Raw genomic sequence first — 14083 nt, 5'->3', positions numbered from 1 at the left:
GGCGGCCGTGCCCCGCCCGGGTCGGGGTCAGACCTCGACGGTGGTGCCGCAGATGCCGCACACCTCGTACTGCCGGCGTCCCCAGCGGGCGACCGGCACGAAGAACACGGTGAACTGCCGGAACCGGCGCACCCGGGCCCACTGCGTGGTGTTGCCGCAGCGCGGGCAGGTGCGGACCTCCCCGGGGCCCAGGTCCTGCTGCTTGGTGCCGAAGCCGAAGAGGAGGAACACGCCGGCGAGCGTAGGGGCCGCCCCTCCGGTGCGCCGCCGGGACGGTGGAGGATGGGGCCATGGCGGCTGACCCGGTGCTGGACGTGGCGACGCGGATCGCCGACTCCCTGCTGGAGGTGCAGACGCGGGTCAACGGGCAGATCGACGCCACGCTGGCCGAGCTGCTGCCCGCCGTCCGGGAGCGACTGGGCGTCGAGCAGACCGACGACGTGGACCTCGGCGACCTGGTGAACACCCGGATCACCGGGCTCAGCGTGGTCGTCACGCCGGCCGCGGTCGCGACCGTCGTCCCCCTGCCGGCCGCCTCGGTCGCCACGACGCGGGCGGCGCGCCGGGCGACGGCCGACGTCGTGGCCGGCCGCGACGACCGGCTGGCCGTGATCGCCGGCCCCTGCTCCATCCACGACCCGGCCGCGGCGCTGGAGTACGCCGCCTTCCTCGCCCGGATGCGCGAGCGGCACGGTGCGGACCTGGAGATCCTCATGCGGACCTACACGGAGAAGCCGCGGACCGAGGTGGACTGGAAGGGTTTCGCCTACGACCCGTTCCTCGACGGGTCCAGCCGGATCAGCGTCGGCCTCGTGGCCACCCGGGTGCTCATGTGCCGGATCACCGCCCTGGGCGTGCCGGTGGCCGCCGAGCCGCTCAACGCCCTGACGCCGCAGTACGTCAACGGGCTGGTCACCTACAACGGCGTCGGCGCGCGCAACGTCACCGACCAGACCGCCCGCGAGCGGGTGTCGGGGTTCTCGTCGGTCGTCGGCTTCAAGAACTCACCGGAGGGCAGCACCGACTCGGCGATCTCCGCCGTGCTGACCGCCCGGGCCCCGCACGAGTTCCTCGGCGTCGACCACCACGGGGTCAGCGCCCAGCTGTCGACCACCGGCAACGACACCGCCCACGTCATCCTGCGCGGCGCCGCCGACGGCCCCAACTACTCCGCCGCGCACGTCGCCGACACGAAGCGGCGGCTGGCCGCCCGCGGCCTGCCCGAGGTGGTCGTCGTCGACGCCTCCCACGGCAACAGCCGCAAGGACCACCGGCGCCAGATCGAGGTGGTGCGCGACCTGGCCGGGCAGGTCGCCGGCGGCGAGCAGGCGATCCGCGGCGTCATGGTCGAGAGCAACCTCGTCGAGGGCCGCCAGGACCTCGACCGGCGCGACCCCGGGGCGCTGGAGTACGGCAGGAGCGTCACCGACGCCTGCATCGACCTGGACACGACCGAGGTGGTGCTGGCCGAGCTGGCCGAGGCCGCCCGCGCCCGCCGCCGCGCCGGCGCCCGTCCCGCGGTGCACCGGTGACCGACGCGGGCCCCGCGCCGGCGCGGCCGGACCGCCCCGGCGGGGCCGGCATGTGGGCGCAGCGGCTGGTCGCCCCGCAGCAGCTGGAGCAGGTCGAGGTCCCGGCCCCGCGGGAGGCCGCGCTGGGCCCCGGCGAGGTGCTGGTGGCGCTGGGCGCCGGCGGCATCTGCGGCAGCGACCTGCCGTTCTTCCGCGGCGGGTTGTCCCCGGACGCGCCCGCGGACGCCCGCGAGTTCGGTACCCCGGGGTTCCCCATGCACGAGGTCGCCGGCACGGCCGTGGCCTCCCGGCACCCCGACATCGGCGTGGGCGACGCCGTGGTCGGCTGGGCGCCGCGCTTCGACGGCCTCGCCGAGCTCGTCGTCTGCGACGGCGACGGGCTGCACGCCCACGACCGCCGGCTGCCGGCGCGGACCGCGGTCCTGCTGCAGCCGCTCGCCTGCGTCCTGTACGCGATGGAGCAGGTCCGTCCGGTCGCCGGCCGCTCGGTCGCCGTGATCGGCCAGGGCCCCATCGGGCTGCTGTTCGCACACGTCGCCAAGGCCGCCGGGGCCACGCGCGTCGTGGGCGTCGACCGGGTCGACCGCTCGGGGACGGCGGCCGCGTTCGGCGTCGACGACCCGGTGCGGGCGGCCAGCGACCTGTGGGCGACCTCGCTGACCGACGCCGAGCGCCCGGACCTCGTCGTCGAGGCCGCCGGGCACCAGACGGCCACGCTCACCCACGCGGTGCAGGCGGTGGCCCCCGGCGGGGAGGTCTTCTACTTCGGCGTGCCCGACGAGCTGGTCTACCCGCTGCCCATGCGGCTGATGCTGCGCAAGAACCTGACGCTGCGCTGCGGCGTGACCTGGGAGCGGCGGCGGGTGCTGGCCCGGGCCGAGGAGTACCTGGGCGCGCACCCGGAGCTGGCCGAGTGCTACGTCAGCCACGTCTTCCCCGCGGACGACGCCCAGTCCGCCTACGAGCACGCGGCCCACCCCGCTCCCGGACAGGTCAAGGTCGTCGTCGCGGCGTCGTGAACCCGGCTGCCCGTGCCGGGGGGTCGACCCCCCGGCACGGGCGCCCGGCGTCAGGCCCGGTCCGCCCGCAGCCAGACGGTGGTGTCCGGCGGCAGGGTCCCCTCGCCCAGGGGCCCGCTGGCGAGCAGGACCTCCCCGGCAGGGAGGTCGACGGCGGCGTCGGAGAAGTTGGTGACGCTCTCCCAGCCGGTCGACCGGCGCAGGTGCAGGACGTGGGTGACCGCGACCGGCCCGGCGTCACGCCACTGCAGCGTCTCGTCGGCCTGCAGCTCCCGCCGCAGCCGCAGGGCCGCCCGGTAGAGCTCCAGCGTCGAGCCCTCCACGCCGTCCTGGGCGGCAGCCGACAGCTCCCCGAACCACGCCGGCTGGGGCAGCCACGCGGTGCCGTCCCCGAAGCCGAACGACGCGCCCTCCCGGGTCCAGGGCAGCGGCACCCGGCAGCCGTCCCGGCCCTTCTGCGCGTGCCCGGTGCGCTCCCAGATCGGGTCCTGCAGCACCTCGGCGGGCAGGTCGGCGACCTCGGGCAGCCCCAGCTCCTCGCCCTGGTACAGGTAGGCCGAGCCGGGCAGCGCCAGCATGAGCATGGTCGCGGCCCGCGCCCGGCGCAGCCCCTGCTCGTCGTCCGGTGCCGGCTCGGTGCCCCCGGTGAGCAGCCAGCGGTCCAGGTCGGTGCCGGTGGGCAGCGCGTAGCGCGACCGGTGCCGGACGACGTCGTGGTTGGACAGCACCCAGGTCGCCGAGGCACCGGCCGCCGTCGCGGCGGACAGCGCGGCGTCGATCTCCACCCGGAACTGCTCGGCCGACCACGGCGAGACCAGGAACTCGAAGTCGAACGCCTGGCCCAGCTCGTCGGGCCGGGCGTAGAGGACCCGGCGGCTGGTGGTCACCCACGCCTCGGCCACCGCCGACCGCGGCGGGTCGTAGGAGTCCAGCACCTTCCGCCACTCGCGGAAGACCTCGTGCACCTCCTCGCGGTCGAACAGCGGGTGGCTGCCGTCCAGCGGCAGCTCGGTGCGCGAGTCGGGGTGCACGCCGCCGTAGTCGCGCAGCGGCTCGGACAGGTCCTTGGTCAGCGCGTGGGCGACGTCGACGCGGAAGCCGTCGACGCCGCGGTCGGACCAGAACCGCAAGGTGCGCAGGAAGTCCTCGCGCACCTCCTGGTTGCTCCAGTCGAAGTCGGGCTGCTCGCGGGCGAACAGGTGCAGGTACCACTGGCCGTCGGGCACGCGGGTCCAGGCCGGGCCCCCGAAGTGGCTCATCCAGTCCGACGGCGGCTCGCTGCCGTCGGGGCCCCTGCCGTCGCGGAACACGTAGCGGTCGCGGGCCGGCGAGCCCGGCGGGGCGGCCAACGCCTCGCGGAACCAGGCGTGCCGGTCGGAGCTGTGGTTGGGCACGATGTCGACCACGACCCGGATGCCGAGCTCGTGGGCCCCGGCGATCAGCTCGTCGACGTCGGCCAGCGTGCCCAGGCGCGGGTCCACGTCGCGGTGGTCGTCGACGTCGTAGCCGCCGTCGGCCAGCGCCGAGGGGTAGAAGGGGCTCAGCCAGACGGCGTCCACGCCCAGCCGGTGCAGGTGGGGCAGCCGCTCGGTCACGCCGCGGACGTCGCCCAGGCCGTCGCCGTCGAGGTCGCGGAAGCTGCGCGGGTAGACCTGGTAGACGACGGCCTGGCGCCACCAGTCCGCGGACTGCGGGCGGCCGGTGGGGGAGGCGATCGGGGGCACGGGGCTCCTCGGGAGGTTCGGGGGGAGGGGTGTCGGGGACGGACCCGTGGGCCCGCCCGGAGCGCACGGCGGCGTCCGTCGTCCCTCCGCGGTGGGAGGCGCGGTCGGCACCTGCGGACGTGCGGCACGCAGGCGACGACGTCGTGGCCGGTGCGCGCACCGGACCGGTCCGGCAGCACGAGCCTACGGTCCGCCGGCGGGCCGCGGACGCCGGGCGACCGGGCCGGCCGCCACCCGGTGGGGCGCGGCCGGGCGCCCCGGGGGAGGAGCGCCGTGCGCGCCGTGCAGCTGTCGGGACCGGGGAGCGACGTCGAGCTGGTGGAGCGGGAGGTCCCGCAGCCGGGGCCCTGGCAGGTGCTGGTCCGCACCGCCGCCTGCGGGGTGTGCCACAGCGACGCCATGGCCGCCGGTGGCATGGCCAGCGGCTACCCCCGGGTGCCGGGGCACGAGGTGGCGGGCACCGTGGCAGCGGTCGGGGAGGGCGTGTCGCACTGGCGGGTCGGGCAGCGGGTCGGCATCGGCTGGTTCGGCGGGGCCTGCTTCGCCTGCCGGCCGTGCCGCGAGGGCGACGTCATCTCCTGCACCGAGGGCCGGGTCACGGGTCCGACGGCCGACGGCGGCTACGCCGACCACGTGCTCGCCCCCGCCGACGCCCTCGCCGCCGTCCCCGACGAGCTGACCGACGCCGAGGCCGCGCCGCTGATGTGCGCCGGCGTCACCTGCTACCACGGCCTGCGGGAGAGCGGGGCCCGGGCCGGCGACCTGGTCGCCGTGATCGGCCTGGGCGGGCTGGGACACCTCGGCGTCCAGTTCGCCGCGCGGATGGGCTTCGAGGTCGTGGCCGTGGCCCGCGGCGGCGAGAAGGGCGAGTTCGCCCGGCAGCTGGGCGCCCACCACCACGTCGACAGCACTACCGCCGACGTGGCGGCCGAGCTGACCCGCCTGGGCGGGGCACGGACGGTGCTGTCCACCGTCACCGACGCGGCCCCGCCACCGCCGCCGTCGGCGGCCTGCGCTCCCGCGGCCGGCTGGTCGTCGTCGGGGTGCCCCAGGAGCCGCTGCAGATCGGCGCGGTCGACCTCGTCCTGGCCAGCCGGCTGGTGGCCGGGCACGCCTCCGGGACGGCGGAGGACAGCGAGGACACGCTGCGCTTCGCGGCCCGGTCCGGGGTGCGCCCGGTGGTGGAGACCCGGCCGCTGGAGGAGGCCCGACCGGCGTTCGACCGGATGATGGCCGGCGAGGCCCGCTTCCGGATGGTGCTGGAGGCCTGACCGTCACCGGGTGTCCCCCGGGGCGACCGGCTAGGTTCGTCCACTGTCCGTCTCGGCTGACAGGGGAGTGGCACGCGGTGGGTGGGTCCAGCGGCAGGTCGGTGCTCGTGACCGGCGGGAACCGGGGCATCGGGCTGGCCGTCGCCCGCGCGTTCGCCGAGCAGGGCGACGCGGTGGCGGTCACGCACCGTGGCAGCGGTGCCCCCGAGGGGCTCTTCGGCGTGCACTGCGACGTCACCGACGCCGCCGCCGTCGACCGCGCGTTCACCGAGGTCGAGGCGCACCAGGGTCCGGTCGAGGTGCTGGTGAGCAACGCCGGCATCACCCGCGACGGGCTGCTGATGCGGATGAGGGAGGAGGACTTCACCGACGTCCTCGACGCCAACCTCACCGCCGCCTACCGGGTGTCCAAGCGGGCCGCGGCCCGGATGGTTCGTGCCCGGCGCGGCCGGATGGTCTTCGTCTCCTCGGTGGTCGGCCTGCTCGGGTCGGCGGGGCAGGCGAACTACGCGGCTTCCAAGGCCGGGCTGGTCGGCCTGGCCCGCTCCATCGCCCGCGAGCTCGGCAGCCGGGGCATCACGGCCAACGTGGTCGCGCCCGGCTTCGTCGAGACCGACATGACCGCCGCGCTGCCCGAGGAGCGGCAGCAGGCGATCCTCGGGCAGGTGCCGCTGGCGCGCTACGCGTCGGCCGACGAGGTCGCCGGCGTGGTGCGCTTCCTGGCCGGCGACGCGGCCGGCTACATCACCGGGGCGGTCGTCCCGGTCGACGGCGGACTGGGGATGGGGCACTGATGGGGATCCTCGACGGCAAGCGGGTGCTGGTCACCGGGGTGCTCACCGAGGCCTCCATCGGCTACGCCACCGCCCGGCTGGCCCAGGAGCAGGGCGCCACGGTGGTGCTGTCCAACTTCGGCCGGGCCCTGTCGCTGTGCCAGCGGATCGCCAAGCGGCTGCCGCAGGAGGCCCCGGTGGTCGAGCTGGACGTCACCGACACCACGCACCTCGCGACCCTGGCCGACCGGCTGTGCGAGCAGGGCCTCGACTCCCTCGACGGCGTCGTGCACTCCATCGGGTTCGCGCCGCAGGAGGCGATGGGGGAGGGGTTCCCGGAGGTCGCCTGGGAGCACGCGGCGACGGCGTTCCAGGTGTCGACCTGGTCGATGGCCGCGCTCACCCAGGCGTGCCGGCCGCTGTTCGGCGAGCGGGCGTCGGTGGTCGGGCTGACCTTCGACGCGACCGTCGCCTGGCCGGTGTACGGCTGGATGGGTGCGGCCAAGGCGGCGCTGGAGTCGACGGCCCGCTACCTCGCGCGGGAGCTGGGGCCCGAGGGTGTGCGGGTCAACCTGGTCGCCGCGGGGCCGCTGCGCAGCATGGCGATGAGGTCCATCCCCGGCAGCGGGCAGTTCGAGGAGGCGTGGGAGGCCCGCGCGCCACTGGGCTGGTCGGTCACCGACACCGAGCCGGCCGGCAAGGCCGTCGTCGCGCTGCTGTCGGACTGGTTCCCGGCGACGACCGGCGAGATCGTGCACGTCGACGGGGGCTTCCACGCGGTGGGGGTGTGACCCTCCCGCGGTCGGCCGCATCCGCGCGCGGACTGGGGTAGAAGAGAGGGCGTGCCCCTCGAGACCGACGTCGACATCACCCCTCCCGGCCAGCGTCCCGACCAGGACCCGTCACTGGCCACCCGCAACAACGGCGGGACGACGCCGTCCGCCGACCCGGCGCCGCCCGGCCGGCGCGAGGCCCTGCTGGTGCTCGGCTTCGGCGGCCCGCAGGGCCCCGACGACGTGATGCCGTTCCTGGAGAACGTCACCCGGGGCCGCGGCATCCCCCGCGAGCGGCTGCTCGACGTCGCCGAGCACTACCAGCACTTCGGTGGGATCAGCCCGATCAACGAGCAGAACCGGGCGCTGGTCGCGGCGGTGGAGAAGGAGCTCGCCGCCGCCGGCACCGATCTACCGGTCTACTGGGGCAACCGCAACTGGGCGCCCTACGTCGAGCACGTCTGGGCGCAGATGGCCGACGACGGCGTCGAGCACGTCTACGTCTTCCCCACCTCGGGGTTCGCCTCCTGGTCGGGCTGTCGGCAGTACCACGAGGACGTCGCCCGGGCCCGCTCGGTGCTCACCGGCGCGGCCCCCGGTGGCGGGCCGACCGCGGAGAAGCTGCCGCACTACGGCGACCACCCGGGGTTCGTGCAGGCCAACGCCGAGGCGCTCGCGGCCGCGCTGGCGCAGCTGCCCGACGACGTCCGCGACACCGCCCGGCTGGTGGCGACCGCGCACAGCATCCCCGACACCATGGCCGCCGTCGCCGGGCCGACCGGCGGCGCCTACCAGGAGGAGCTGCGCCGCTCGGCGCGCCTGGTCGTGGACGCGGTGGCGCCGGGCCGGGAGTTCGACCTGGTGTGGCAGTCGCGCAGCGGGCCGCCCTCGGTGCCGTGGCTGGAGCCCGACGTCAACGACCACCTGCGGGCGCTCGCGGCCGACGGCGTGCCGGCGGTGGTGCTGTTCCCGATCGGCTTCGTCAGCGACCACGTCGAGGTCGTCTGGGACCTGGACAACGAGGCGCGGGAGACCGCCGGCGAGCTCGGCATGACCTTCGTCCGCTCGGGCACCGCGGGCACCCACCCGGCGTTCGTGGCGATGGTGCGCGAGCTGGTCGAGGAGCGCCGCACCGGGACGCCGCCGCGGCTGGGCACCAACTGCCCGGCGCACTGCTGCTTCGTCGCACCGCGGCCCCGCCCCACCCCCTGATGGAGGACCCCCTCGCCCCCCACCGCTCGCAGGCTCGCGGCGGGCCCCTGCGAGGGGGCCGACCGGCGGTCGTGACGGCGGTGACCGTGCGGGACCCCGGGGTGCTCGACCTGGTCGACGCGCTGACCGCGGAGCTCGCCGAGGGCGGGTACACCGCCGAGGAGACCTTCGGCTACACCCCTGAGCAGCTGGAGCGCTCGGCGGTGCACCTGGTCGGTGCGCGGGTGGGCGGGGAGCTGGTGGGCATCGGCGGCCTCGAGCTGCAGGACGCCGGCACCGCCGAGCTCAAGCGCTTCTACGTGCGGCCGGCCCATCGCGGCACCGGCGTGGCCGACGCGCTGCTCGGTGCGCTGCTGGACCACGCGGCGCGCTCCCGGGTGGGTGTGGTCCGGCTGGAGACCGGCGACGCCCAGCACGCGGCGCTGGCGTTCTACCGCCGGCACGGCTTCACCGAGGTGCCGCGGTTCGGCCCCTACGTCGCCAGCGCGACGTCGGTGTGCCTGCAGCGCACCCTCTGACACCCGGTCCACCCGGTGCGTGCCGGCGCCGGTCAGCCGGCGGGCCCGAGCACGTCCCGCACGGCGGCGGCCACCGCCTCCGGGGCCTCGGACGGGATCTGGTGCCCGGCTCCGTCGACGACGACGGTGCGCGACCGGCCGGACAGGGCGGCCAGCCGCTCCTGACCGGCCGTCCACGCCGCACCGGCGCCCTCGCCCCGCACCAGCACCACGAGCGGCAGGTCCGGAGCCAACGCCGTCACCGACCGCGCCGCCTGCTCGACGTCGGCGAGGTCCAGCCCCTCGCCGGCCATCTCCACGTCGTCCAGGTCCGACGCGCCGGTGCCCGTCACCAGGCCGACGGAGGGGTCGAGCGCGTCGACGAGCACCAGGCCGGCGACGCGGTCGGGGTGCCGGTCGGCGTGGACGCGCGCCAGGTAGCCGCCGAAGGAGTGCGCCACCAGGACCACCGGACCCCCGCCCGCGGTGTGGTCGACGACGGCCTGCAGCTCCGCGTCGAGCTCGTCCGCGCCCCGGCCCGGCACCTCCGGGGCCGGGCTGTCACCGGTGCCCGGGCGGTCGTAGCGGCAGACCCGCGCGCTGCCGGCCAGCGCCCGCTCGACCTCGACCAGCTGCGCCGAACTGGCGTCGTCGCCGATGCCGTGCAGCAGCAGCACCGCGGGACCGTCGCCGGCGCACCACACCTGCTGCGACCCCGTCGGCGTGCGCACCTCGGTGGCCACCTCCCCGGGCACGGGGTCGGCCCCGCCGCCGCAGGCGGCCAGCACGAGGCCGCACGACGCGAGGACGGCGCACCACCGGCGGCGCGACGTCACCGGGGCACGGCGTCTCACCGGGGGACGGCGTTGTAGGCGGCGGTGACCGCCTCGCGGACGGCGTCGGCCAGGGGCCGCAGCGCCTCGTCCCGGGCGGCGGCCTGCCGGTGGGTGACCGCGCCGCCGGGAGCGTCGGTGAGCGCCAGGTCCAGCACCCGGTGCAGCCGCCGGGCTCGCGCCAGCAGGGCCACCGCCACCGGGTCGGTGTCCGGCGGCAGCCGGGGCGCCTGCGCCGTCCCCCCGAGCCCGGCCAGCAGCGCCGGCACCTCGGGGTGCCACCGCGCCAGGTCCAGCCCGGCCAGGGTGCGCGCCGCGTCGCCGACCGCCACGTCGAGGGAGCCGGCGAGCGCGCGCAGCGACCCCTCCACCGGCGGCGGCGCCGGGGCGGCCCCCGTCAGGTCGACCGCGGCCCACTGGACCACCTCCGGCCCCAGCGGCTCGGGCACCAGCGCCAGCCGCTCGCCGACGGCGGCCTGCCCCGCTCCCAGGGCGAGCTCGGCCAGGCCGGGCACGCGCGGCAGGCCGCGGACGTCGCCGGGGACCGGCAGCACCAGCCGGACGCGGCGCTCGCCGGTGCCGCGCAGCGCGCTCAGCGCCCAGCCGAGGGGCACGGCCTCCTCGGTCCCCGGCAGCCCGACCACCCGGTGGGCGGTGTCGCCGGTGATGGCGTCGAGGGCGTCGTCGTAGGAGGTGCGGCCGGTGAGCCAGGCGGTCGACCAGACCGCGAACCGGCCGGCGGGGACGTCGAGCACCGGGCGAGGTTATCCGTGTCCCGCGGCCGGCGAGCCGGCCGCACGCCGGTCCCGGTCTGGGAGGATGACGTCGTGGACGAGTGGGTGCTGTGGCTCATCGCCTCGGGCCTGTTCGCCGCCGGGGAGCTGGCCAGCGGCGACCTGTTCCTGCTGATGCTCGCCGGTGGGGCGCTCGGCGGTGTCGGTGTCGCGTTGCTGGGCGGCTCGGTGGCGCTGCAGCTGGTCGCGTTCGTCGTCGTGGCCGCCCTGCTGGTGGCGGTGGTCCGCCCGCTGGCCGCCCGCCACCTGACCGAGCGGACCCCGGAGCAGCTCGACGGCGTCGCCGCGCTGGTCGGCCGCACGGCGCGGGTCACCCGGGAGATCGACGGGCACGGCGGTCGGATCCGCGTGGGCGCCGACGAGTGGACCGCGCGCAGCCAGTACGGCGGGGAGCGGTTCCCGGTCGGCGCGACCGTGCGGATCATGCAGGTGGACGGCGCCACCGCGGTCGTCGGGGACGCCCTCGAGCTGGAGTGACCCTGCGCGCACGGGTGATCCCGTGCGGCGCCGTGGCCGGAACGTGACCCGGCGAGGGCAGGATCCCGGGGAGGACCACCAGGAAGGAGCGTTCCCGTGACGCCCGCACTGATCGCCCTCATCGTCGTCGCCCTGCTGGTCGTCGTCGTCCTCGCCAAGAGCGTGACGATCGTGCCGCAGGCCCAGGCCAAGGTCGTCGAGCGGCTGGGCCGCTACAGCCGCACCCTCTCCCCGGGGCTGTCGCTGCTGGTGCCCTTCGTCGACCGGGTGCGGGCCACGATCGACCTGCGCGAGCAGGTCATCTCCTTCCCGCCGCAGCCGGTGATCACCTCGGACAACCTGCAGGTCGGCATCGACACCGTCGTCTACTTCCAGGTCACCGACCCGCGGCTGGCCGTCTACGGCATCGCGAACTACATCACCGGCATGGAGCAGCTGACCACCACCACGCTGCGCAACGTCGTCGGCGGGCTCAACCTGGAGGGCGCGCTCACCGGCCGCGACGGCATCAACAGCCAGCTGCGCGAGGTGCTCGACGGCACCACCGGCCCGTGGGGGCTGCGGGTGGCCCGCGTGGAGATCAAGGCGATCGACCCGCCGCCGTCCATCCGCGACTCGATGGAGAAGCAGATGCGCGCCGACCGCGACAAGCGGGCGATCATCCTGACCGCCGAGGGTGCCCGGCAGTCGGCGATCACCACCGCCGAGGGGCAGAAGGCCTCGGCGATCCTGTCCGCGGAGGGCAAGAAGCAGGCGGCGATCCTGGAGGCGGAGGCCGAGCGGCAGAGCCGCATCCTGCGCGCCGAGGGCGAGCGGGCGGCGCTGTTCCTGCAGGCGCAGGGGCAGGCCAAGTCGATCGAGACGGTGTTCCAGGCCATCCACGACGGCAAGCCCGACCAGGGGCTGCTGGCCTACCAGTACCTGCAGACGCTGCCGCAGATCGCCCAGGGCGACGCGAACAAGATGTGGATCGTGCCCAGCGAGTTCAGCAAGGCGCTGGAGGGGCTGGCCAAGCTGGGCGGTGCCGACGGCGACGGGCGCTCCTGGATGGACGTCGACCCCTCGCGGGACGGCACGGCCCGGCCGACCGCGGAGATGGACACCTCCGGCTGGTTCGAGTCCGCGCTGCCCCGGGCCGCCGACCAGCCCGAGGCGCGCATCGAGCTGTCCAGCATCACCGACACCGCGCCGGCCGTCCCGACGCCCGAGGTCCCCGACACCACGGCCCTGGCCCGCACCGCCGAGCAGGAGGTCGCCGCGCCGGCGCCCGGGCAGCAGGACCAGGCCGGGTCGCCGCGCCCCTGACGGCGGCACCCGGCCGGGGACGGGGCCCGGCCGGGGTGGCTCGGTCGCGGGGGCCCTCCATCCGACCGGGACACGGGCCGGCCCCCTGCAGGGGCCCGCCACGAGCGTGCGAGTGGTGGGGGGCACCGAGGTCCTTACGGGCACCTGGTGGCGGTGCGGTCCGGTAGGACCGCAGTGTTCTAGTCCTTCAGCAGGCCCTCGCGGAGCTTGGCCAGCGTCTGGCTGAGCAGCCGGGACACGTGCATCTGGGAGATGCCGATGTCCGCGGCGATCTGCGACTGCGTCATGTTGCCGAAGAACCGCAGGATGAGGATCCGGCGCTCACGGGCCGGGATGGTGGCCAGCAGCGGCTGCAGGGACTCGCGGTACTCCACGCCCTCGAGCGCGGCGTCCTCCTCGCCCAGGGTGGCGGCGAGGGTGGGGGAGTCGTCCTCACCGGAGAGCCGCTCGTCCAGCGAGCTGCTGCGGTAGGCGTTGGCGACGGCCAGCCCCTCGAGCACCTCTGCGCGCGGGATGCCCAGGTGCTCGGCCAGCTCCGACGGCGTCGGGGCGCGGCCGTTCTTCTGCGCCAGCTCGCCGACGGCGGCGTTGAGCGACAGGTGCAGCTCCTGCAGCCGCCGCGGGACGCGCACCGACCAGCCCTGGTCGCGGAAGTGCCGCTTGATCTCGCCGGTGATCGTCGGGACGGCGAAGGAGAGGAACTCCACGCCGCGGTTCGGGTCGAACCGGTCGATGGCCGCGATGAGCCCGAGCGTGCCGACCTGCAGCAGGTCGTCGAAGGGCTCGCCGCGGTTGCTGAACCGCCGGGCGAAGTGCCGGACCAGCGGCAGGTGCTCCTCCACGAGGACCTCGCGCAGCCGCTCGCGGCGCGGGTCGTCCTTCTCCAGGCCGGCCAGCTCGGCGAACAGCGGGGCGGTGCGCTCGGCCCGGCGCCGGTTCTCCGAGACCGGCGCGGCGCCCGGCGTCCCGCCGTCGGCCGCGTCGCCGTCAGCCGGGTCGGCGTCCGCCGTCTCGCTGTCGGCCGTCTCGCCGTCGGTCGCTGCGTCGTCGGCCGTCTCGTCGTCGCCGGTCCCGTCCGGGCCGTCGGCGGTGGCGCGCCCGAGCGGTGCGCCGGCGTCCGGGGCGGGGACGGTCTCGCTGCGCGGGTCGGGGACCACGACGGGTACCCCCTCGGACGCGACCTCCCCCTCTCCGCGGCGGCCGGCCGCGAACTCGTCGTCGCGCAGGGTGTCCTCCTCGACGGTCTGGGGTTCCGGGGATGCCGCCCCGGTCACCGCGCGACCGAGATGCTCTGGCCCGAGTCCCCGAGCATCTGGTCGGGGTGCTGTCCCGGGAGGTACTTGTCCATGGAGATGACCGCGACGGCCGAGCCGCCGCCGTCCCCGGCCGGGACCGTCGCCTGGGTCGCGGGGCCGGCCTCCACCTTGTCGACCAGGGTGTGCAGCACCGCCCAGCCGAAGCCGTCGCGGGGGACGTCGGTGCCCTCCGCGGTCGAGACCCAGGCGTCGATGTGCAGACCGGCGCGGGTGGTCTCGAACACGACGGTCAGCCGGCGGTTCTCGTCGACGATCGCGGCCAGGGTCGCGCAGGCCTCGTCCACGGCCAGCCGGAGGTCCTCGACCGCGTCGAGGTCGTAGTCCATCCGCATCGCCAGGTCACCGGCCATGGCCCGCACGGCGGGCAGCTGGGTGGGGGTGGTGGGCACCCGCAGTTCCAGTCGCTCGGCGCGCCGCCCGTCCCGCGCGAGGGCACCCCTCGAGTCCACCATCCGTCGTCCGCTCCTCGTCCTCACCTGGTGTGCCGGCCCGGTGTCCCAGCCCGGTTGCCGCGCTCCGGTTCCAGGAGGCCCGGCCGCGGGTCCGCGTCCATCCTG

At 76.1% G+C, this 14083-nt stretch carries 15 protein-coding genes; 9 read left to right on the top strand and 6 right to left on the bottom strand.

Annotated features, from left to right (window positions below; genetic code table 11):
- Window positions 1-27: 27 nt before the first annotated feature.
- Entirely contained in the window at window positions 28-231 is a 204-nt protein-coding gene (locus RTG05_RS12725; RefSeq protein ID WP_166528947.1) for a zinc-ribbon domain-containing protein, read from the bottom strand.
- A gap of 59 nt (window positions 232-290) precedes the next feature.
- Here RTG05_RS12725 and RTG05_RS12720 point away from each other — a divergent pair, with 59 nt between their 5' ends.
- The gene (locus tag RTG05_RS12720; RefSeq protein WP_166528946.1) at window positions 291-1532 is read left to right on the top strand and encodes a 3-deoxy-7-phosphoheptulonate synthase; all 1242 of its coding nucleotides are present in this window, start codon (window positions 291-293) and stop codon (window positions 1530-1532) included.
- A complete protein-coding gene (locus tag RTG05_RS12715) occupies window positions 1529-2551 on the top strand; it encodes a zinc-binding dehydrogenase (RefSeq protein WP_315911851.1) in 1023 nt (340 codons plus the stop codon). Before RTG05_RS12720 ends, RTG05_RS12715 begins: the two co-directional genes overlap by 4 nt.
- 50 nt (window positions 2552-2601) lie before the next feature.
- On the opposite strand, the gene RTG05_RS12710 is transcribed toward RTG05_RS12715, so the two are convergent.
- Window positions 2602-4275, bottom strand: a complete 1674-nt coding sequence (locus tag RTG05_RS12710; RefSeq protein ID WP_166528945.1) for a glycoside hydrolase family 13 protein — start codon at window positions 4273-4275, stop codon at window positions 2602-2604.
- 273 nt (window positions 4276-4548) lie between these two features.
- Between RTG05_RS12710 and RTG05_RS12705 the strand changes: the two genes are divergently transcribed.
- The 5 genes from RTG05_RS12705 to RTG05_RS12685 all read left to right on the top strand — a co-directional run bounded on the left by RTG05_RS12705 (window position 4549) and on the right by RTG05_RS12685 (window position 8822).
- Window positions 4549-5505 (top strand): alcohol dehydrogenase catalytic domain-containing protein, encoded by a 957-nt coding sequence (locus tag RTG05_RS12705; protein ID WP_208104932.1) that lies wholly within the window; start codon window positions 4549-4551, stop codon window positions 5503-5505.
- Window positions 5506-5623: 118 nt separating this feature from the next.
- Window positions 5624-6340, top strand: coding sequence for a 3-oxoacyl-ACP reductase FabG (gene fabG / locus RTG05_RS12700; RefSeq protein WP_166528944.1), 717 nt, complete (start codon window positions 5624-5626; stop codon window positions 6338-6340).
- Window positions 6340-7110 carry an enoyl-ACP reductase FabI gene (gene fabI, locus RTG05_RS12695; protein WP_315911850.1) on the top strand — a complete coding sequence of 257 codons (771 nt, stop codon included), beginning with the start codon at window positions 6340-6342 and terminating at the stop codon, window positions 7108-7110. The genes fabG and fabI overlap by 1 nt, the downstream gene beginning before the upstream one ends.
- 51 nt (window positions 7111-7161) lie before the next feature.
- Window positions 7162-8304, top strand: a complete 1143-nt coding sequence (locus tag RTG05_RS12690) for a ferrochelatase (protein ID WP_166528943.1) — start codon at window positions 7162-7164, stop codon at window positions 8302-8304.
- Between the two features lie 80 nt (window positions 8305-8384).
- Window positions 8385-8822 (top strand): GNAT family N-acetyltransferase, encoded by a 438-nt coding sequence (locus RTG05_RS12685; RefSeq protein ID WP_208104931.1) that lies wholly within the window; start codon window positions 8385-8387, stop codon window positions 8820-8822.
- Between the two features lie 32 nt (window positions 8823-8854).
- Here the strand turns inward: RTG05_RS12685 and RTG05_RS12680 are convergent, their stop codons facing one another.
- A complete protein-coding gene (locus tag RTG05_RS12680) occupies window positions 8855-9637 on the bottom strand; it encodes an alpha/beta fold hydrolase (RefSeq protein ID WP_166528941.1) in 783 nt (260 codons plus the stop codon).
- A gap of 14 nt (window positions 9638-9651) precedes the next feature.
- The gene (locus RTG05_RS12675; protein ID WP_166528940.1) at window positions 9652-10389 is read right to left on the bottom strand and encodes an Rv1486c family protein; all 738 of its coding nucleotides are present in this window, start codon (window positions 10387-10389) and stop codon (window positions 9652-9654) included.
- A gap of 72 nt (window positions 10390-10461) precedes the next feature.
- Here RTG05_RS12675 and RTG05_RS12670 point away from each other — a divergent pair, with 72 nt between their 5' ends.
- Window positions 10462-10905 (top strand): NfeD family protein, encoded by a 444-nt coding sequence (locus tag RTG05_RS12670; RefSeq protein WP_166528939.1) that lies wholly within the window; start codon window positions 10462-10464, stop codon window positions 10903-10905.
- 96 nt (window positions 10906-11001) lie between these two features.
- Entirely contained in the window at window positions 11002-12210 is a 1209-nt protein-coding gene (locus tag RTG05_RS12665; protein WP_166528938.1) for an SPFH domain-containing protein, read from the top strand.
- 179 nt (window positions 12211-12389) lie between these two features.
- On the opposite strand, the gene RTG05_RS12660 is transcribed toward RTG05_RS12665, so the two are convergent.
- Both RTG05_RS12660 and RTG05_RS12655 read right to left on the bottom strand, forming a co-directional pair.
- The gene (locus RTG05_RS12660; protein ID WP_208104930.1) at window positions 12390-13484 is read right to left on the bottom strand and encodes an RNA polymerase sigma factor SigF; all 1095 of its coding nucleotides are present in this window, start codon (window positions 13482-13484) and stop codon (window positions 12390-12392) included.
- Window positions 13481-13978 carry an ATP-binding protein gene (locus RTG05_RS12655; protein WP_166528937.1) on the bottom strand — a complete coding sequence of 166 codons (498 nt, stop codon included), beginning with the start codon at window positions 13976-13978 and terminating at the stop codon, window positions 13481-13483. The genes RTG05_RS12660 and RTG05_RS12655 overlap by 4 nt, the downstream gene beginning before the upstream one ends.
- Between the last annotated feature and the right edge of the window lie 105 nt (window positions 13979-14083).

The organism is Geodermatophilus sp. DSM 44513, assembly GCF_032460525.1.
Taxonomy (GTDB): Bacteria; Actinomycetota; Actinomycetes; order Mycobacteriales; family Geodermatophilaceae; genus Geodermatophilus.
This window is presented reverse-complemented; position numbering and strand designations above follow the sequence as displayed.